Raw genomic sequence first — 19,347 nt, forward strand, 5'->3', positions numbered from 1 at the left:
CGGGTGCCGCGGCAACCCGTGAAGCAACCACCGAGGAACCGCGGCCCGGACACCGTCCACGCGAGGTGCCGCGCGGCGCGCGCCCCCGGCAGGGAGCCGGTGCTCCGGTGCCACCCGGCCTCGGCGGTAACCCCAGGCCGGCCGCGCGTGCACGACGCGAATCAGGTGTTCGTTCGTGACCGCCACCCGGGATCGCCAGTACGACCGCGAGGCCGAGGAAGGCTCGGTGCCCTGGGACGAGCGGCCCGTCGTCGGCGACCGCAGGGGCCTCCCGTGGTGGGCGGCCGTGCTGCTGGCCTTCGGACTCGCCATCGCGGGCGCGGTGATCAATCTGCAGGTCCAGGACGAGCTCGGGCTGCTGTTCCAAGGCTGCTACTTCGTCGGCGCGGTGACCGCGGTCGGCGCGGTCCGCAGGCGGAACCTGTTCGGGCCGATGGTCCAGCCGCCGTTGATCCTCGGCATCACCGTGCCGGCCGTCGTGCTGTTCGCCTCCGGCCAGCCTTCCGGTAGCGACACCCTGGCCAAGGTCCTCGCCATCAGCACGCCGTTGATCAACGGCTTCCCGACCATGGCGGTGACGACCGGCGCCACCCTGTTGATCGGCCTGTTCCGGATCTACCGGGAGCGCGACCCGTACGCACCGGTCAAGGCACGTTCCGGTAAGCGAAAAGAGGGCGCGACGCGGTCCACGGACAAGGCCGGCGCGGGAGAGAGGGACGCACCCGACCGGAAGGGCCGGCCACCCCGCGACAAGGCGGGCCAGGCCAAGCCACCCCGCGACAAAGCGGCTCGCGATCGTCCGGCCACGGGCAAGCCGCCCCAGCGTGGGCAGGGTGAACGCAAACCCCCGGAGGGGCGCCCCCCGGAGGGGAGGCCCGCCGAGGGTCGCCCGGCCGCGCCGCGCAAGCAGGGGCCACCGCAGCGAGGAAACCCGCCGAACCGCGCGGGAGGCCCGCAACCCGGCGGGAATCCGAAACCGGGTGGGGGCCAACAATCCGGCGGGAGTCCGAAGCCCGGCGGGGGTGCGGGGCGGGCCGGCGGTCCCTCCGGTGGGCGGGGCCCACGCAATCCGGCCGATCCCGGTGCCCCCGGGCCCCGGCAACCGAGGCAGCCTGGCGGGGACGGTCCGGACCGGCGCCGTGGCGGTGGTCGGCCCGATGCTCCCCCCGGGGGTGGGCGACCCCGGCGAACTCCACCCCGGCCGGACGACCCACCGCAGGGCGGTCCGGACGCGCCGAGGCGGGGCGGGCGGCCGGCACGGGGGCGGCCGTGGGACGACGGTCAGTCCTGAACCTGGGTCCACCCGAACCGCGGGTCCGCGAGCGTCCACCCAGGAGCGGCTTCACGAAGCCAGGGCGACACGTCACGCCGCCCGGCAGTGCCGGCAGTGACTGCCGGCACGGCCCGCGGGACCGCGCGCACCGAGCACGACGTGCCGGCCATGACGATCGGCCGGCGCGGGTCAGCGCACGCTGCTCGGCTTGGACTCCCCTGCCCCGCGCAGCTCGCGGGGCAGCGCGAAGGCGATCTTCTCGTTCGCCGTGGTGACCTCCTGGACGTCGCCCCAGCCGCGTTCGGCCAGCCACTCCAGCAGCTCCATCACCAGCACGTCCGGCACCGAGGCACCGCTGGTCACCCCGACGGTCCGCACCCCTTCCAGCCAGGCCTCGTCGACCTCACGCGCGAAGTCGACCAGATGGGCCGCTGTGGCGCCGGCCTGCAGGGCGACCTCGACCAGCCGCTTGGAGTTGGACGAGTTCTGCGAACCCACGACCAGCACCAGGTCGCATTCCGCGGCCATCGCCTTGACCGCGACCTGGCGGTTGGATGTGGCATAGCAGATGTCGTCACTCGGCGGGTCCGCGATGTTCGGGAACCGCTCCCGCAGCTGGTCGACCCGTTCCATCGTCTCGTCCACGCTCAAGGTGGTCTGGGACAGCCACACCACCTTCGAGGGGTCGCGCACGGCGACCTTGTCCACGTCCCCGGCGGTGTCCACGAGCTGCACCCGGTCGGGCGCCTCGCCGGAGGTGCCCTCCACCTCCTCGTGCCCCTCGTGCCCGATCAGCATGATGTCGTAGTCATCGCGGGCGAACCGGTTGACCTCCTTGTGCACCTTGGTCACCAGCGGGCAGGTGGCGTCGATCGTGCGCAGGCCGCGTTGCTCGGCCTCGGTATGTACGGCCGGCGAGACGCCGTGCGCGGAGAAGACCACCAGCGCACCCTCCGGCACCTCGGAAGTCTCCTCGACGAAGATCACCCCACGCTCACGCAGCGTGTCCACAACATGACGGTTGTGCACGATCTCCTTGCGCACGTACACCGGCGGCCCGTACAGCTCGAGGGCCTTCTCCACGGCGATCACCGCACGGTCAACGCCGGCGCAGTAGCCACGGGGTTTGGCGAGCAGCACCCGCTTGCCGCCGCTGGAGGGTGCGTCGGCGCTCCCGCCGATCGACGCGCTGGTGGCGGGCTCGATTCCGGGACTTGCTCCACTCATGGCACCCAGGGTACGGGCATACCCGGTGTGCGTTGGGTCACTCACCGCGCCGTCCCGACGCGCGCGTGCGACCGTTCGGTTGGGTCGGAGGGGCCGGGTGCGGCAGGCTAGGGGCATGAAGTCTCTCCCGTTCCCGCTGCGGGTCGCCGCGGGGCTCGCCGTCACCACCGCCGAGCGGGTCCGCGAGCTACCGAAACAGGTTCTCGGTTTCCCGGTGACCGTGGCCAGCCAGGTGTTGCAGGCGTCCATGCGGGTTCAGCAGCACGTCACGGAGTTGGCCATCAAGGGGGACGACGCGCTGTCCGCGCTCCGTCCCGTCGAGGAGACACCCGGCTGGGCCACCTTCGACGAGGACATCGAGGAAGACACCGGGGACGAGCACACCCCGGCGCCCGCATCCGACCGTGACCCGATGATCCCGGCGCAGCCGCAGAGCCGGGCGGACGATGTGGACCCGACGCTCGATCTCGTGCGGCCCGAGCACGGTTACGTCCAGCACAATGGCCACCGCCCGGACGCCGCGCCGGAGGAGAGCGCGCCGGACGCCGGCGAGGACCCCTGGGCGGACGAGGAACGCGCCCTGGCCGAGGCGCACCAGGACGGCGAGTTCGACAGCGGGCCACCGGCCGATTCCTCCGCTCCGGCCGGGCTGCGCGACTACGACCAGCTCACCCTGCCGCAGGTGCGGGCCCGGCTGCGCCAGTTCTCCCTGGAGCAACTGGAAGAGCTGCTCGCCTATGAGCGGGCGCACGCCGACCGGGCCTCGTTCGTCGGCATGCTGGCCAGGCGCATCGGCAATGTCCGCCGCGAGCAGGAGACCGGCGAGGGTACCGCTGCCGAGGACCCGACCGACCGGTGAGCGACGCGGCGACCCCTCCCGGCACCTCCTCGAACGCGGGCACCAGCGCCGAGCATCCCTGGCCGGTCCGCACCGTGGCCCGCAAGATCGCGGACTGGATCCATCGCCTCGGCGCGGTCTGGGTGGAGGGCCAGCTCACCCAGATCTCCGCGCGATCCGGTAACCAGACCGCCTTCCTCACCCTGCGCGATCCGTCCGCGGACGTCTCGATGACGGTCACCTGCCCGACCCGGCTGCTGCGCTCGGTCGAGCCGCCGCTGCGCGAGGGCGCCAGCGTGGTGCTGCACGCGAAACCGACCTTCTTCCTCGGCAGGGGCACGCTGAGCCTGCGCGCGAACGAGATCCGCGCCGTCGGCATCGGTGAGTTGCTGGCCCGCATCGAGCGCCTGCGCAAGCTGCTCGCCGCGGAAGGCATGTTCGCGGCCGAGCGCAAACGCAAGCTGCCCTTCCTGCCTCGCGGCATCGGGCTGATCACCGGCCGCGCCTCGGCGGCCGAGCGCGATGTGCTGGTGAACGTCAAGGCACGCTGGCCGGCCGCCGCACTCACCGTGCTGAACACCGCCGTGCAGGGCGCACAGGCCGTGCCGCAGATCCGCACGGCGCTGTCCACTCTGGACGCCGACCCTGGCATCGACGTGATCGTGATCGCCCGCGGCGGCGGGAGCGTCGAGGACCTGTTGCCGTTCTCCGACGAGGCCCTGTGCCGCGCGGTCGCCGCGGCGGGCACCCCGGTGGTCAGCGCGATCGGACACGAGCCGGACACCCCGCTACTCGACCACGTCGCCGACCTGCGCTGCTCCACGCCGACCGACGCGGGCAAGCGAGTCGTGCCGGACGTCAAGGAGGAGTCCGAGCGCGTCCGCCAGCTCCGCGACCGGGCCCGGCGCGCGCTGCACGGGTGGGTGGACACCCAGGCCCGGCTGCTCGAGCAGCTGCGTAGCAGGCCGGCACTCGCCGACCCGCTCGGCCCGGTCCAGCGACGCGCCGACGAGGTCGCCTTACACCTGGAACGCGGGCGCCGTGCGATGCTCGGCAAGCTCGGCAACGAGCAGACCGCGCTGGCGGCGGTCCGCGACCGGCTCACCTCGCTCGGCCCCTCCGCGACGCTGGCCCGCGGCTACGCGGTCGTGCAGTACTCCGACGAGTCGGGCAACCTCCGGGTGCTCCGGTCAGTCTCTGAAGTAGCGGCCGGAACACCATTGCGGGTCAGGGTCGCCGACGGCGTCACGCACGCCACCGTCACGGATGGGTACGAGGAAGGGACGTAGCAGTGCAGTCGGTGCGCGCGACCACGTTTCTCCCGCTGACCACGAACGCCGCCGCGCGCCTGGCACGCGGCTCGGGCACCGATCCGGCACGGCGGCAGGCACTGGTCGTCCGGCACCGGGCCGAGGAGGCCGATGCCGCCGCCGCGCAGTGCTGGACCGCCCTGCTCGCCGGCTGCGACACGGCGGGGCGCGCCGCGCTGGGGCCCAGCCTGCGCAGGCTGTCCGAGGCGACCTCGTACTACGTCGGCACCCGCTGGTGGTTCACCGACGGCTCCACCCACCGGCGCCGGGTGGCTCAGGCACAGCAGCACATCGAGGACGCGATCGTGGACGGCGACGGTCAGGAGTTCGCCAGCGCCTTCGTGGGATACGACAACGCCATGGCCAGCGCGGTAGTGTGCGCGGCCCGGACCAACCACGACAGCCGGAGCCGCACACCGTGAACGAGCCCGAACCCGTCAGCAACCCCGCCGAGACCGCCGGCCTCGGCTACGAGCAGGCCAGGGACCAGCTCATCGAGGTGGTCCGCGGGTTGGAGGCAGGCGGGCTGTCCCTTGAGGAATCGCTGGCCCTGTGGGAGAAGGGCGAGCAGCTGGCCAAGCTCTGCGAGCGACACCTCGAGGGCGCGCGCGAGCGCATCGAGACCGCGCTGGCCTCGGTCGAGAACGGCACCGAGGGCAGCGGCACGGACACAACGGGCAGGCCCGGCAACGGGGAGTGACGACCGCCATGCCGCGCTGAGCTGGCCCGGCGTCCACGATCTGCGAGAATTGAGCCCGATTCACTCCACGTCGTGATCGGGAGGCAGCATGACACCCCTTGTGCCAAGCCGCGCTGGCCAAGGCGACCACCGAGCGCGCCTCTGGCCGAAGGCGGACGTGCGCAAAACCGCGGAGGAAACAGCATGACCACCGCCGAGTCCGCAGGCGAGCCCCGCCAGGCGGAAGCACCGGACCGCAACCTCGCGATGGAGCTCGTCCGGGTCACCGAGGCGGCCGCGATGGCGGCGGGCCGCTGGGTCGGCAAGGGCGACAAGATCGGTGGCGACGGTGCGGCCGTGGACGCGATGCGGCAGCTGATCCAGACCGTGTCCATGCACGGCGTGGTGGTGATCGGCGAGGGCGAGAAGGACGAGGCGCCCATGCTGTTCAACGGCGAGTCGGTGGGCAACGGCGACGGCCCCGACTGCGATGTCGCGGTCGACCCGATCGACGGCACCACGCTGATGGCCAAGGGCATGCCGAACGCGCTGGCCGTGCTGGCGGTGGCCGAGCGCGGGGCGATGTTCGATCCCTCCGCGGTGTTCTACATGGAGAAGCTGGCGGTGGGCCCGGAGGCCGCGGGCACGGTGGACATCTCGGCCCCGATCGCGGAGAACATCCGCCGGGTGGCCCGCGCCAAGCACAGCGAGGCGTCCGATGTGACCGTGTGCATCCTGGACCGCCCCCGGCACGAGCAGATCGTCAAGGAGGTCCGGGAGGCCGGGGCACGCATCCGGTTCATCTCCGACGGCGACGTCGCGGGCGCGATCGCGGCCGCCAGGCAGACCACCGGGGTGGACATGCTGCTCGGCATCGGCGGCACCCCGGAGGGCATCATCGCCGCCTGCGCCCTCAAATGCCTCGGCGGGGAGCTGCAGGGCAGGCTGTGGCCGAAGGATGACGCCGAGCGGGAGAAGGCGGTCGCCGCGGGCCACGACCTCGACCGCGTGCTCAGCACGGACGACCTGGTGGGCGGGGACAACGTCTTCTTCTGTGCCACCGGGGTCACCGACGGCGACCTGCTGCGCGGGGTGCACTACCGCGCGGGTGGGGCGACCACGCAGTCCATTGTGATGCGCTCGAAGTCGGGCACCGTGCGGCTGATCGACGGCTACCACCGGCTGACCAAGCTGCGGGCCTACTCCTCGGTGGACTTCGACGGAACGCTGGAAAGCGACTCCGACGTCGTCCCGCCGCTGCCCTGACCATGAGTCCGATGCGCAGGGGTGCCCGTACGGTCGGCGTGCTCACCGCGGTGGTCGCGCTGCTGGTGACCGGTGTCCAGCAGGCGGCGGCGGTGCGCCCCGCGATCATCGGCGGGGTGGACGCCGATCAGGAGTACCCGTTCATGGTGTCCCTGCAGAGCAGTTCCGGCATGCACCGTTGCGGCGGCTCGCTGGTCGCACCGGCCTGGGTGGTGACGGCCGCGCACTGCGTGCGGACCCGTACCAGGCTGATCACCACCGCCCGAATCGGCAGTACCGACCACACCGAGGGCGGGGAACAGGTCGAGGTGGCCGAGACGGTCACCCATCCCGACTACGACCCGAAGGGCGCGGGTGGTGACCTGGCCCTGGTGCGGCTGGCCACACCGGTGCGGGCGGAACCGATCACGCTCGGCACGGCCCCCGTGATGGGCAGCGAGACCCGGCTGCTCGGCTGGGGGCAGACCTGCCCGACCGAGGGATGCGGGCCCGGCCCGCGGGTTCTGCAGCAGTTGGACGCCCTGGTCGTCGAGGCCACCGGCTGCACTGCCGAGTTCGCGGCCGAGGTCGAGCTGTGCACCGGGACCGCCGAGGGCGACGCGGGCACCTGCTACGGCGACTCCGGCGGGCCACAGGTCGCGCGGGTCGAGGAACGCTGGGAGCTGCTGGGTGCCTCCAGCAGGCCGGGAAACGGCGACCGCACCTGCGCCACCGCCCCTTCCATCTACACCTCGGTGCCCGCCTACGCCGAGTGGATCACCGAGCGGATCGCGCCCCCGTCCGGCGAGGACGACGCGGTCGCTCAGCCGCTGGAGTGACCGGGGAACAGCTTCGCCCCCGGGTTCAGCGCCACCCCGATGTTGTTGATCGCCGTGGCGGCCTCGCCGAAACCGGTGGCGATCAACTTGACCTTGCCGGGATAGGCGGCCACATCGCCTGCGGCGTAGACCCACTCGCGCGCCGTGGCCATGGTGGTGTCGACCGCGATCGACCGGCGCTCGATCTCCAGCCCCCAGTTCTCGATCGGCCCGAGGTCGGCGGTGAACCCGAGCGCGGCGACCACGGTCTGCGCGGGCAGCACCTCGCGGCCCTCGTTCTTGATCTCCAGCTCCACCTCGGCCAGCGGGCCGTCCTCGGTCTCCCCGCGTAGCCGGGTCACCTCGGCATCGGTGATGATCCGGACCCCCAGCCCACGAACCTCGCGCACGATCGACTCGGCGGCGCGGAACCGGGACCTGCGATGCACGAGGGTGACGCTCGCGGCGATCGGGTGCAGCGCGAGCACCCAGTCGAAGGCGGAGTCGCCGCCGCCGACCACGACCACGTGCTTGCCGGCATGGACGTCCAGCGCGGGCACGAAGTGCACCATGCCCCGGCCGAGCCAGCCGTCCCCGGCGGGCAACGGGCGCGGGGTGAACTCGCCGATGCCCGCGGTGACCAGCACCGCCCCGGCCCGCACGACATCACCGCCGTCCAGGGAGACCTCCAGCCCGCCGCCCTCGGCCTCCTCCAGCCCGACCGCCTTGCGCCCGAGCAGGTAGGTCGGGTCCCACTGGGCCGCCTGCTCGACCAGGCCCTTGACCAGGTCTCTTCCTCGTACCGCGGGGAATCCGGCGACGTCGTAGATCATCTTCTCCGGATACATCGCGGTCACCTGACCGCCCGCTTCCGGCAAGGAATCCACGACGGCCATCGAGAGGCCGCGAAAACCCGCGTAGTACGCGGCGAACAAACCGGTCGGCCCGGCGCCGATGATCAGGACGTCGACCGACAGCTTCTCCGGCGAGCTCATAGCTCACCAACCTTTCCGCCTGTGGTGGTGGCAGTGATCGGGGACACCCGCCACCCTAGTGCGCAAGGCCACTGCGCGACCGCGATTCGGCTACGCCAGACTGACGGGCATGGCTGAACAGGACTACCGGATCGAGCACGACACGATGGGCGAGGTGCGGGTGCCCGCCGATGCCCTGTACCGCGCGCAGACCCAGCGGGCCGTGGAGAACTTCCCGATCTCCGGACGTGGCCTCGAGCGCGCCCAGATCCGCGCGCTCGGCCTGCTCAAGGCGGCCACGGCCAGGGTGAACGGCAGGCTGGGCGTGCTGGACGGCGAGGTCGCGGCCGCCGTCGCGACGGCGGCCGACGCGGTCGCCGAGGGCGAGCACGACGCGCATTTTCCGATCGACGTGTTCCAGACCGGATCCGGGACCTCGTCGAACATGAACGCCAACGAGGTCATCGCGACCCTGGCCAGCCGCGCGCTCGGCGCCGACGTGCACCCCAACGACCAGGTGAACGCCTCGCAGTCGTCCAACGACACCTTCCCCACCACGATCCACGTCGCGGCGACCGAGGCCGTGCTGACCGACGTGATCCCGGCACTGGACCACCTGGCAGGCACCATCGAGCGGCGTGCCGAGGAGTGGGCGGAGGTGGTGAAGTCCGGCCGCACGCACCTGATGGACGCGGTCCCGGTGACCCTCGGCCAGGAGGCGGGGGCCTGGGCGGCGCAGGTCCGCTTCGGTATCGAGCGGCTGCGGGACTGCCTTCCCCGGCTGGGCGAGCTGCCGATCGGTGGGACCGCGGTCGGCTCGGGCCTGAACGCGCCAGCGGGATTCGGCGCGGCGGTCGCCGAGGAGCTGGCCAAGGTGACCGGGCTTCCGTTGAGCGAGGCACGCAACCACTTCGAGGCGCAGGCCGCGCAGGACGGCGTGGTGGAGGCTTCCGGGGCGCTGCGCACGGTGGCGGTGTCCCTGAACAAGATCGCCAATGACGTGCGCTGGCTGGGATCCGGCCCGCGGACCGGCCTGGCCGAGCTCGCGCTGCCCGATCTGCAGCCCGGCTCGTCGATCATGCCGGGCAAGGTCAACCCGGTGATCCCGGAGGCGACGCTGCAGGTGGTCGCGCAGGTGATCGGCAACGACGCGGCGGTGGCCTTCGCCGGGGCGCAGGGCAACTTCCAGCTCAACGTGAACCTGCCGGTGATCGCCCGCAACGTGCTGGAGTCGGCGCGGTTGCTGGCGGCGGTGTCCCGGCTGCTCGCGGACAAGGTGTTCGCGGGGGTTTCGGTGAACACCGAGCGCGCGCGGGAGTACGCCGAGGGGTCCCCTTCGATCGTGACCCCGTTGAACGCCTACATCGGCTACGAGGAGGCGGCCGCGGTGGCCAAGCAGGCCCTCGCCGAGCGCAGGACGATTCGCGAGGTCGTCCTGGAACGCGGCCACATCACCAGCGGCAAGCTCACCGAACAGCAGCTTGACGAGGCGCTGGACGTCCTCCGCATGGCCCACGGCTCCCGCTGACCCGCGCTGTGAGTGACCCGCCACCCGTCTCCCGCCGAGCGGAACGGGTCACTCACAGCAGCCGGCGTGAAGGCCGAGGGTGACCTCCGCGGCGACCAGGGCGATGCCCACGCCATCGGCGGCGTCGAGGGCCTGCACGCCGTGCTGCGCCTGCCGCCCGGGACCGTCGACGTCGCCGCGCAACGGCGGCTGGCGGACCACGGCATCAACGTCCCCGCCCTCTCCGGCTACGCGCGCGCAACCCCGCGGCCCGTTTCCCGGTCTGGTGCTGGGTTACGCGGCGCTGTCCCCGGATCGGCTGCGCGCGGCGGTCGCCGGCATGGCACGGGCGCTGGCGTAGCGACGACCTGGCGAGACAGAGCAGGACAGAACACGAACGCGGCACCCCGGGCGCTGTAACTTTATGTCTATCTCACATCGAGTTGGTGCAATAGATCACAGTGCCGGGCGGCACAGGTCTGGACCAGGGAGGTGTGCGTGGAGGACGACGAACTCACCGACCTCGCCCTGCGCGCCGCCGCCGGAAACCGGACCGCGGCGGAAGGTTTCGTGTCCGCCACCCAGCACCAGCTGCACCGGATGCTCGGTTACCTGGTGGAACCGCGACTGGCCGAGGACCTGGTGCAGGAGACCTACCTGCGTGCCTTCACCGCACTGCCCCGCTACGCCGCAAGGTGCCCGGCCCGGATGTGGCTGCTCGCTATCGCCAAGCGGGTGGCCGCCGACCATCTGCGTACCCGCAAGCGCAGGCCGCAGCACGCGCGCACCCCGGACTGGACGGGTGTGGCTGAGCGCGCCGGGGCCGCCGAACCGGATCACGGACGCCTGGTCGACCTGCGCAGGCTGGTCGCCGAGCTGTCGCCCGAACGTCGTGAGTCCTTCGTCCTCACCCAGGTGCTCGGGCTCTCCTACGCCGAGGCGGCGCTGGTGTGCGAGTGCGCGATCGGCACGATCCGCTCCCGCGTGGCGCGGGCACGCCAGGATCTGCTGACCTGGCTCGGTCCGGCCGGCGCGGGAAAACCGGCCGCAGGGGAGAGCCGGATGTGACCGGCCGCCCGCCGGTCCCGGTACGACCGGCCGATCAACCCTCGAGGAGCTGCTTGGCGATCTCCTTCGCGTTGCCGACCGCGCCGGGAACCACCCCGAACGAGGCGGTGACGGTGGCGCCCTCCAGCAGCACGAGGAGCGAGGTGGCGATCCGCCGCGGGTTGCGCAGCCGGGCGTCGCGAGCGAGGGTGCGCAGGTAGTCCAGCATCCACAGCTTCTGGTCCCGGATCACCTCGCGGCCGGGGTGATCGCTGTCGGTCAGCTCGGCCTGCGCGTTCACGAAGGCGCAGCCACGGTCGTTCTCCGTGGCCACCCACTCCTCCAGCGCGTCGAACACCAGCAGCAGCCTGCGCGTGGGCGCCATCCGCACGCCGTGCTCCACGTAGGACACGACGTGCTCGCGCCAGCGCTCGTCCCGGCGCCGCAGGTAGTGCCCGACCAGTGCGTCCTTCGAGCCGAAGCGGTCGTACAGGGTCTTCTTGGTGACGCCGGCCTCGCTCGCGATGGACTCGACGCCGACGGCGTGGATGCCGTTCTCGTAGAACAGTCTTCCGGCCACCTCGAGCACCCGCTCGGCGGCCGGGGTCATCGTCAGTTCGTCCATGACCCGCAGTATAGGAGCCCTAACCATACCGGTCGGTCTAGGTATGCGAATGTCGTACCCAGGGGCGATGATGTCGGCATGTTGTTCGACGACATCGTCACGGCCTCGGCCGAGCTGGCCGCGACCCGGTCCAGGAAGGCGAAGATCACCATCCTCGCCGGCCTGCTGCGGGCCGCACCGGAGCGCGAACTGGCGGCCGTGGTCGCGTTTCTCACCGGCAGGCCGACCCAGGGCCGGATCGGGACGGGGTGGCGCACGCTGGCCGAGCTGGAGGCGCCACCCGCCAGCTTCGCCACACTCACCGTCGGCAAGGTGGACACCGCGCTCGGCACGGTCGCGGGCAGCACCGGCGCCGGGTCGGGTCAGCGCCGTACCGAGGCGCTGACCGAGCTGTTCGGCCGGGCGGTCGAGGCCGAGCAGCACTTCCTGTTCCGCCTGCTCACCGGCGAGCTACGGCAGGGCGCGCTGGAAGGGATCATGCTGGACGCCATCGCGGCGGCGGCCGGGGTGCCCGGCGAGGTGGTGCGCAGGGCCTTCATGCTGTCCGGGCGGTTGCCCGCCACGGCACGCGCCGCCATGTCCGGCGGCAGCGCGGCACTCGCCGAGTTCCGGCTGGAGCTGGGCAGGCCGATCCGGCCGATGCTGGCCTCGCCCGCCGAGTCGCTGGACGAGGCGGTGGCCGAGCTGGAACCGGCGATCGTCGAGTACAAGATGGACGGCGCGCGGATACAGGTACATCGCGAGGGCGCCGAGGTGCACGTCTACACCAGGACCCTGCGCGAGGTCACGGCGCAGGTGGACGAGCTGGTGGAGCTGGTACGGGGACTGCCCTGCGAGTCGGTGGTGCTGGACGGTGAGACGCTCGCGCTCACCGACGAGGGCAGGCCGCGGCCGTTCCAGGAGACTATGTCCCGGTTCGGCAGCACCCGCGAGGAGCAGATGCGTAGCCTGCTGCTGCGCCCGTACTTCTTCGACTGCCTGCACCTGGACGGCACCGATCTGCTGGACCGGCCGCTGCGGGAGCGGAACGAGGCGTTGCGGAAGGTCGCCGGGCCGCATCTGATCCCCGGCGAGTCCACCCCGGCCGAGCCCAGGACCCTGCTGGACGGCGCGCTGGCCGCGGGGCACGAGGGGGTACTGGTGAAGGCACTGGACTCCCCGTACGCGGCGGGCAGGCGGGGACGGGCCTGGCTGAAGGTCAAGCCCGTGCACACGCTCGACCTGGTGGTGCTCGGCGCCGAGTGGGGGCACGGGCGGCGCACCGGGTACCTTTCCAACCTGCACCTCGGGGCGCGGGACCCGGACGGCGGCCCGCCGGTCATGGTGGGCAAGACGTTCAAGGGCCTCACCGACGAGCTGCTCGCCTGGCAGACCGAGACCTTCCCGTCCTACGAGAGCCACCGCGACGAGTGGACCGTGTACCTGCGGCCGGAGCTGGTGGTGGAGATCGAGCTGGACGGGGCGCAGACCAGCACCCGCTACCCCGGCGGGGTAGCGCTGCGTTTCGCGCGGGTGGTCCGTTACCGCCCGGACAAGGAACCGGCTGATGCCGACACCATCGACGCCGTACGCGCGCTGACCGTCCCCTAATCAGCTCCCCTCGAGCATCCCCCGGCCGAGGTAGTCCTCGCCGCCCGCACTGCCGGGGAGCACGAAGTAGTAGCCGCCGCCGAACGGCAGGAGATAGCGTTCCAGCGCTTCGCCGGCCAGCCGCCGCTGGATGGTGGCGAAGCCGAGCTCGAGATCGCGCTGGAAGCAGACGAAGACGTGCCCGGCGTCCTCGGCGCTGAGGCGGTAGGCGTAACCGCGACGCAGGATGCGGTGCGCCACGCTGTCCGGGGTCCGCGGGTTGGCACGCCGGATGTGCGCGTCCAGGGCGATGGTGCTGCCGTGCGGATCGTCGGCGTAGTCGAGTTCGGTGTGCTCGCCGGACTGGCCCAGCGGCAGACCGGTGTCCTTGCGTACGCCGAAGACGCGTTCCTGCTCCGCGGCCGACTCGGAGTCCCAGGTGGGCATCGCCAGCCGGATCAGGCGAACGACCTGGTAACAACCGCCCGCACACCAGGAAGGTTCGCCCGCTCCCGGCTGGACCCAGACCAGCCGGTCCATCAGGTCACCGTCGGTGGCATCCGGGTTGCCCGCTCCCTCCCGGAAGCCGAACAGATTGCGCACCCCATCGCCGAGCCCGGTGGGGTGAAACCCCGCGATGCGCCAGCGTTTCCGCACTCCGGGAACCGGCCGGGCGAGCGCCGCCTCGACCTGCTCCCCGGTCTCCGCGCTCACCTGAACCAGCAGGTCGCCGTGGCACCAGGACGGATCCAGGACGTCGTTGCGGAATTCGGGCATGTCAACCAGCCGTCGCGGGCTGCTGAGCCCGAACCGGTGGTCGAAAAGGGACGCGCCCACCGCCACGAGCACCGTGGCGTTCCCGTCCGGGTCGCTCAGCGCACGCAGCGCAGCAGCCAGCCCGGCCCGGTCCGTGGCGGTCACGTCGTAGGCGGTCAGCACCGTGCTCGCCGGCGCGGGCCGCAGCACACCTTCCTGCCGATGCGTGACTGCTGGCGGCTCCTCCGGTGTGGGGTCGCCGTCCCGCGGGCCGGTGCAGCCCGCGAGACCGGCCATGCCCACGGTACCGGCGGCGGCCAGGAATGCCCGCCTGCCAACGGTGCCGCCCGCACTCATTGCCGCTCGACACCCACCGCGATGGACCCGGTCGCCGCCGACTGTGGATCAATGATCACCAGGTACTCACCTGACGCGGGTAGCTCGGGCAGGTCGTACGGGCTGTCATCGGTGCGGTAGGCCCGGTCGACCAGCTTCGTGCCATCCGGATTGAGCACGGTGAGATAGTAGGGCCCGCTGAACGTCCGGTCGCCGAAGGTCAACCGCAGCCGGTCGCCTGCCGCACCGGCGAAGGAGACGTGGCCGTCCTGGCCGGGCAGGTCGATCGGCATCGTGGCTTGCGCGCCACTGATCGTGATCGATCCCGCGTCGGCGGGAGCGGACAGCGTCAGCCTCACCGTGCCGAACTGACCATTCGTGGGACCCACGGCGAGCTCGTAGGTTCCGGTCACCGGCAGCGGATCGAATCCGAAACTGTCCGCACCGGTGAGATTGCCGCCGTAGCCGACCTTGGTTCCGTCCGGCGCGTACAGCCGGACGGACTGGTTGTCGAAACCGGATGTCATGTCTGTCAGGCCGATGTTGAGGCGCTGGCCTGCCGTGCCATCGAACCGAACCGTCGCATGCTGGCCAGGGCGGGTGGTCGTGACCGTCGTGTCCCCGCCGATCGCGATGGTGCCGCCGGGCACGTCCTCGGACAGCCACACGGTCACCGTGCCGGTGCCCGCGCCACCGGTGACGACCAGATCGTGGCTGCCCGTACGGGTCAACACGGGGATCCTCGCCGAGTCACCACGCCGGTCGGGAGTCTTCGTCGTGCCGTCCGGGCCGATCACCGACGCCTTCGGGGGAACCGTACCGCCGGGGGTACTCAGGTCGATGTCGGTGTAGCCGAGGTTGAGTCGTTGCCCCTGGGTGCCGTCGAAACGCATCCGTGCGTGCTGCCCCGGCCGGTGCAGGCTCAACGCGGTGCCCTGGCCGCTGGTGGTGATCTCGCCCGCGTCGATCTCCTCGGAGAGCCAGAGCTTCCCGCTCCCGGGGCTCTCCGCGAAGTAGTAGCCGACGACCACCCGGTACCGGCCCGGTTCGCCAGCATGGAAGCGAACGGCCTGGCTGGGCTGGATGGCCCACGGTCCGTCCACTGTGCCGTCCGGCCCGCGCACCTCGATCCACAGGTAGCGGAACCGGTCCGAGGGCTCGGTGAAGCCGAGGTTGTACCATGTGTCGGCTTCCGCATCGATGCCGATCTCGGCGTACTGCCCCGATCTGGTCAGTTCGAACGGGTGGCCCTGCTCCGTGGTGTCGGTCGTGCCGGTGGCGTTGCTGGACAGCAGCACGGTCACCGCCCCCGTTCCCGCGCCGTCCGGGTCCACGAGCACCTGGTAGGTGCCGGTCGTGGTCAGCTCGGGCAGTGCCACGCCCCCGCTCGAGTTGCTGGAGAAGTAGCTGGGTGCGTTGTTCTCCTTGGTGCTCACCGGATTGCCGTCGGGATCGAGCACCCACACCTTCGCGAAGGTATCGAGGGTGCTCTCGGCAAGGCCGAGGCCGAGCCGGTCGCCCGCCGTGCCGTCGAACCGCAGCCGCAGCACCCGGTCGGCGGGGATGTCCGCGTTCACCTCCTGGCCGTCGACGGCCAGCATTCCGCCGTCGACGGTCTCGGCCGCGCCCGCCACCACGAAGCTGAAGGTCGTCGGTGCGGACGGGACACCACCACGGACCGCGCGCACGGTGAGTGTGCGCGTGCCCGCCGCGTCCGGTGCGATGCCGACCGTGACCTCACCGGTCGCGGACACCTCGGTCGGCTCGGTGCCGGTGTCGAGCTGGTAGGAGTACCCGTCGATCGGCCCCTCGTCCCCCGGTTTGAAGGTGAAGGTGCCGGGTACTCCGGCCCCGCCGTTCGGATGCTCGTCGGCTGGGTAGTCGAACGAGGACACCACCGGCGACGCGGGCGGCGGCTGGTCCGCCACCACGAAGTCGTACACCACCCGCGCGGACGGCTCGCCGACACCGTTGAACGCGCGCACGGTCAGGCTGCGCCGCCCGGCCCCCTCCGGCGTCAGGGTCACCGTCGCCACCCCGTCGGTGGCGGTGACCTCGGTGGGTTGCGCCTCGCCGTCGAGCTGGTAGGAGTACTTCGCCACCGGTACCGGGCTGCCCGGCCGGAAGGTGAACTCACCGGCAACGCCCGCACCGCCGTGCGGCTGGCCGTTCGCGGGGTAGTCGGTCGAGGACACGACCGGCAGCCCGACCGCGGGTTCGGCCAGCACCAGCTTCCAGTCGACGAGCGCGCCCTGGTCGAAACCGAAGTGGTCCCGTACCACGAGCTTCCAGGTTCCGTTCGCGTCCATCGTGGACAGATCAGGCAGCGGGTAGGTCTCGTGCACATCCGCCGCGGTGTCGGTCCCGTCTGCCTCCTTCAGCACGCGTTCGGAACCGTCCGGGGTGACCAGCCGCAGGGAGAGGTCCCCGCGGACAGGGTGCTCGGCACGCACCCGCACCCGCGCGGTGGGAGCCACCTTCCGCGGGCAGGTGGTGACCTCGATCGAGCTGGTGACGCTGCCGAGGTCGGGAACGGGCCGCCGGGTGTCGTTGCCGACCGTGCACACCGCGGGCGGCGGCACCCCGGTGTAGAGCAGCTTGTTCGGCGATCCGGTCTCCAGGGTGTCCTGCCGCAGCACACCCGTGGTCGCCCGCCCCAGCAGGGTGTCGGCCACCTGTTCCGGGGTCAGGTTCGGCGACTCGGACAGCACCAGCGCCGCGGCCCCGGCAACGTGCGGGGACGCCATCGAGGTGCCGCGCTGGATCACCGTGGCGGTGTCCAGGGCGTTGTGCGCGGACTTGATCGACTCACCGGGGGCGAACATGTCGAGGCATTCCCCGTAGTTGGACCCCGTCACCAGCGAGCTTCCCGGCTCCTCCCAGTCCCGCGCCCGCTCGTCCAGCGGGTTGCTGGCACCCACGGTGATCGCCTCGGCAAGGCCGGCCGGGCTGAACCGGCAGGCGTCCCTGTCCTCGTTGCCCGCGGCGACCACGTAAGTGATCCCCGAGTCGATCGAGTTCTTGATCGCGAGCTCCTCGGCGGCGGACTCGCTGCCGCCCAGGCTCATGTTGACCACGGCGGGACGCTCGGCGTGCTCGGTCACCCAGTCGACCCCGGCGATGATCTGGCTGACCGAGCCGACGTTCTCGCAGCTCAGCACCCGCACGGACACCAGCCTGGCCTGCTTCGCGACCCCGTAGGTCGCGCCGCCGACGAGGCCGGCCACATGGGTGCCGTGCCCCGAGGTGCTGCAGTCCTGGCCGTTCCAGCCGTCCCCGATAGCGTCGAACCCCACCCGCGCCCGGCTCTGGAACTCCTCGTGCGAGGTGCGGACGCCGGTGTCCATGACATACACCGTCACGCCCGCACCCGCCCCGTCCGGGTAGCGGAAGGTGTCGTTGAGCACCGTGCTGTGCTGGTCCACCCGGTCCAGGTTCCACGGTGGCGTGGTCTGCGTGCCCTCGGTGGACACGACCGAGTCCGCCTCCACCCGGTCCACCCGCGGATCGGCGGCCAGCCGCCTTGCCTGCCGCTCCGATGCGGACAGGGTGAAGCCCCGCAACGCGGCACCGTAGGTGCGGTCGACTTCGCCGCCATGCTGCTCTGCCAGCGCCCCGGCGACCTCGGCCACCGGGCGGCCTCCCGGTTTCAGCAGCACGATGTAGCTTCCGGCGATCGCCTGCGCACCCGCCGGGGTGTGCACCTGCCCCTCGGCGGCCCGCGCCGGGCCACCGGAAAGCGCCAGCACCCCCGCGAGCACGCTCAGCACGATGCCGGCGGCAAGAACCCGGCCCCGCCCTACCCACCTGCGCATGGTCACCCCTCCAGATACAGCGCCGTCATCTCGATCTACCCGTTCGTCACCGGTGCGTCGGTTACCTTGCAAGCGCCACGCCGGCGAAGGGCTAGTCGGGTTAGCCGGCTCGTCGCGGGTCGCTTGCGGCTAGTCGTTGGTCTCGAACCGCTCGCAAGGACACAACCCGGCGAGGAACTCGGCGAAGCTGCCCGCGAGGCGGCGAGGAACCCGATCCTCGTCCACATAGGCCACCGCCGGCTCGCCATTCGGGCCGCAGTCCGAATAGTCGAGAAGCACGGCATCATGCCCGCCGGACGGCATGGCGCAGATCACGACGCCGATAGGTGGATACCCCCATTCCTCGATGAGGTACCTGCTACCGGCCTCCGCGCCACCGGCGATCCCGAACTCCCCGCCCAAACCCAGGATCGCGTCGATCTTGATGTGATCTTCGGCCCAGGACGTCGGGAAGGGAGTAGGAAAGCATGCCGCTTTCGGGCTACCACCATTCCGCTCCCGGATCAGGTCAAGATAGGCGCGCGGCAGGACGTAGCCGAGCTCGGCTTCCGCCTCACTGATCATCTCTGCGGTCGCCGGCACGCCGGTGAAAAAGTTTTCACCTCCGAAAAATTCGCGCATGTGCCATATTCTGTTCTTGCGCGGCCTTGACAAGAGAGTCCTCCGTGTCCCTCGCCGATCAGGAGTCGTCACTCGTCCACGCGGCCAAACAACCGTGCCCGCAGGGAAAGGTCGGCGACTCCAGCTGCACGTAGGCGATGGTTCTCGGCGCTCGCCAGCGCTGCATGCTCGTCCTCGGCAATCTCCCTGATGGTCTCGACATGCCGCTCGTCATGAACGTCGATCAGAACCGGACGACCAGGTGGAAGATCCAACCGGTCCGCCACGTCATCGCCTGGCAACTGGCCGGCGAGCTCCATGAAAAGGTCCGAGAACGCGGCAGGGTCGCGCCGCTCCTCCAGCCGAACACACACTTCGTCAGCCACATGCCGCAGCAACAGCAGCCGACGTTCCGGTTCGGCGCTGAACTCCACGATACGGTTGGCCGGGGACCAGTCTGAACGCGTCAGGTAGTCGGTGTCCGAGTAGAAGTCCGGCGGCTCGAGCGCGGGACACAGCCATACCTCACGTTCCTCGCCCTCGGTGAAGGCCGCTTCCTCCAGGTCGAGCACCTGCTCGAGGTCCTGGACGGAGACCTCCAGCTCGCGGCAAGCCAGCAGGTACACGCGCGCCTCGACGTGCCGCAGCGGGCAGTATGCGCTGTCCAGTATCTCCAGAGCGGCGCCACGAAGCGTTTCGTACTGCGCACGATCCACGAAAGTCACCTC

At 71.2% G+C, this 19,347-nt stretch carries 18 protein-coding genes; 10 read left to right on the top strand and 8 right to left on the bottom strand.

The window, feature by feature from the left end; genetic code table 11:
• Window positions 1-175: 175 nt before the first annotated feature.
• Window positions 176-1,291: a DUF6542 domain-containing protein gene (locus FB471_RS11625; RefSeq protein WP_141997720.1), complete on the top strand. Its 1,116-nt coding sequence runs from the start codon at window positions 176-178 to the stop codon at window positions 1,289-1,291.
• A 171-nt stretch (window positions 1,292-1,462) separates the two neighbouring features.
• On the opposite strand, the gene FB471_RS11630 is transcribed toward FB471_RS11625, so the two are convergent.
• The gene (locus FB471_RS11630; protein ID WP_141997722.1) at window positions 1,463-2,500 is read right to left on the bottom strand and encodes a 4-hydroxy-3-methylbut-2-enyl diphosphate reductase; all 1,038 of its coding nucleotides are present in this window, start codon (window positions 2,498-2,500) and stop codon (window positions 1,463-1,465) included.
• A gap of 115 nt (window positions 2,501-2,615) precedes the next feature.
• Between FB471_RS11630 and FB471_RS11635 the strand changes: the two genes are divergently transcribed.
• From FB471_RS11635 to FB471_RS11660, 6 genes are all read left to right on the top strand, one after another.
• Complete coding sequence (locus tag FB471_RS11635) at window positions 2,616-3,359, top strand: lipid droplet-associated protein (protein WP_141997724.1); 744 nt, start codon at window positions 2,616-2,618, stop codon at window positions 3,357-3,359.
• Window positions 3,356-4,627, top strand: coding sequence for an exodeoxyribonuclease VII large subunit (gene xseA / locus FB471_RS11640; RefSeq protein ID WP_141997726.1), 1,272 nt, complete (start codon window positions 3,356-3,358; stop codon window positions 4,625-4,627). Before FB471_RS11635 ends, xseA begins: the two co-directional genes overlap by 4 nt.
• Window positions 4,628-4,638: 11 nt before the next feature.
• Window positions 4,639-5,070 carry a hypothetical protein gene (locus tag FB471_RS11645; protein ID WP_142001798.1) on the top strand — a complete coding sequence of 144 codons (432 nt, stop codon included), beginning with the start codon at window positions 4,639-4,641 and terminating at the stop codon, window positions 5,068-5,070.
• A complete protein-coding gene (locus FB471_RS11650; protein WP_141997728.1) occupies window positions 5,067-5,348 on the top strand; it encodes an exodeoxyribonuclease VII small subunit in 282 nt (93 codons plus the stop codon). The genes FB471_RS11645 and FB471_RS11650 overlap by 4 nt, the downstream gene beginning before the upstream one ends.
• 183 nt (window positions 5,349-5,531) lie before the next feature.
• Complete coding sequence (glpX, locus tag FB471_RS11655; RefSeq protein ID WP_141997730.1) at window positions 5,532-6,593, top strand: class II fructose-bisphosphatase; 1,062 nt, start codon at window positions 5,532-5,534, stop codon at window positions 6,591-6,593.
• 11 nt (window positions 6,594-6,604) lie between these two features.
• Complete coding sequence (locus tag FB471_RS11660; RefSeq protein WP_141997732.1) at window positions 6,605-7,411, top strand: S1 family peptidase; 807 nt, start codon at window positions 6,605-6,607, stop codon at window positions 7,409-7,411.
• On the opposite strand, the gene FB471_RS11665 is transcribed toward FB471_RS11660, so the two are convergent.
• Window positions 7,396-8,385, bottom strand: coding sequence for an NAD(P)/FAD-dependent oxidoreductase (locus FB471_RS11665; protein ID WP_141997735.1), 990 nt, complete (start codon window positions 8,383-8,385; stop codon window positions 7,396-7,398). The two genes, FB471_RS11660 and FB471_RS11665, sit on opposite strands and share 16 nt — an antisense overlap.
• A 109-nt stretch (window positions 8,386-8,494) precedes the next feature.
• Here FB471_RS11665 and FB471_RS11670 point away from each other — a divergent pair, with 109 nt between their 5' ends.
• Window positions 8,495-9,892 (top strand): class II fumarate hydratase, encoded by a 1,398-nt coding sequence (locus tag FB471_RS11670; RefSeq protein ID WP_141997737.1) that lies wholly within the window; start codon window positions 8,495-8,497, stop codon window positions 9,890-9,892.
• Window positions 9,893-9,940: 48 nt separating this feature from the next.
• On the opposite strand, the gene FB471_RS34085 is transcribed toward FB471_RS11670, so the two are convergent.
• Window positions 9,941-10,093: a hypothetical protein gene (locus FB471_RS34085; RefSeq protein WP_170220782.1), complete on the bottom strand. Its 153-nt coding sequence runs from the start codon at window positions 10,091-10,093 to the stop codon at window positions 9,941-9,943.
• Between the two features lie 276 nt (window positions 10,094-10,369).
• Here FB471_RS34085 and FB471_RS11675 point away from each other — a divergent pair, with 276 nt between their 5' ends.
• The gene (locus tag FB471_RS11675; RefSeq protein ID WP_141997739.1) at window positions 10,370-10,939 is read left to right on the top strand and encodes a sigma-70 family RNA polymerase sigma factor; all 570 of its coding nucleotides are present in this window, start codon (window positions 10,370-10,372) and stop codon (window positions 10,937-10,939) included.
• Window positions 10,940-10,973: 34 nt separating this feature from the next.
• On the opposite strand, the gene FB471_RS11680 is transcribed toward FB471_RS11675, so the two are convergent.
• Window positions 10,974-11,543 (bottom strand): TetR/AcrR family transcriptional regulator, encoded by a 570-nt coding sequence (locus tag FB471_RS11680; RefSeq protein WP_246076358.1) that lies wholly within the window; start codon window positions 11,541-11,543, stop codon window positions 10,974-10,976.
• Window positions 11,544-11,621: 78 nt separating this feature from the next.
• Here FB471_RS11680 and FB471_RS11685 point away from each other — a divergent pair, with 78 nt between their 5' ends.
• Window positions 11,622-13,133 (top strand): ATP-dependent DNA ligase, encoded by a 1,512-nt coding sequence (locus tag FB471_RS11685; RefSeq protein WP_141997743.1) that lies wholly within the window; start codon window positions 11,622-11,624, stop codon window positions 13,131-13,133.
• Here the strand turns inward: FB471_RS11685 and FB471_RS11690 are convergent, their stop codons facing one another.
• The 4 genes from FB471_RS11690 to FB471_RS11705 form a co-directional block, all read right to left on the bottom strand.
• Window positions 13,134-14,225 (bottom strand): Dyp-type peroxidase, encoded by a 1,092-nt coding sequence (locus FB471_RS11690; RefSeq protein WP_141997745.1) that lies wholly within the window; start codon window positions 14,223-14,225, stop codon window positions 13,134-13,136.
• Entirely contained in the window at window positions 14,222-18,019 is a 3,798-nt protein-coding gene (locus FB471_RS34555; RefSeq protein ID WP_211358012.1) for a S8 family serine peptidase, read from the bottom strand. The genes FB471_RS11690 and FB471_RS34555 overlap by 4 nt, the downstream gene beginning before the upstream one ends.
• 129 nt (window positions 18,020-18,148) lie before the next feature.
• Complete coding sequence (locus tag FB471_RS11700) at window positions 18,149-18,640, bottom strand: SMI1/KNR4 family protein (RefSeq protein WP_141997747.1); 492 nt, start codon at window positions 18,638-18,640, stop codon at window positions 18,149-18,151.
• Between the two features lie 68 nt (window positions 18,641-18,708).
• A complete protein-coding gene (locus FB471_RS11705; protein WP_141997749.1) occupies window positions 18,709-19,335 on the bottom strand; it encodes a hypothetical protein in 627 nt (208 codons plus the stop codon).
• Window positions 19,336-19,347: the final 12 nt, after the last annotated feature.

Origin of the sequence: Amycolatopsis cihanbeyliensis (assembly GCF_006715045.1) — a bacterium.
Lineage (GTDB): Bacteria > Actinomycetota > Actinomycetes > Mycobacteriales > Pseudonocardiaceae > Amycolatopsis > Amycolatopsis cihanbeyliensis.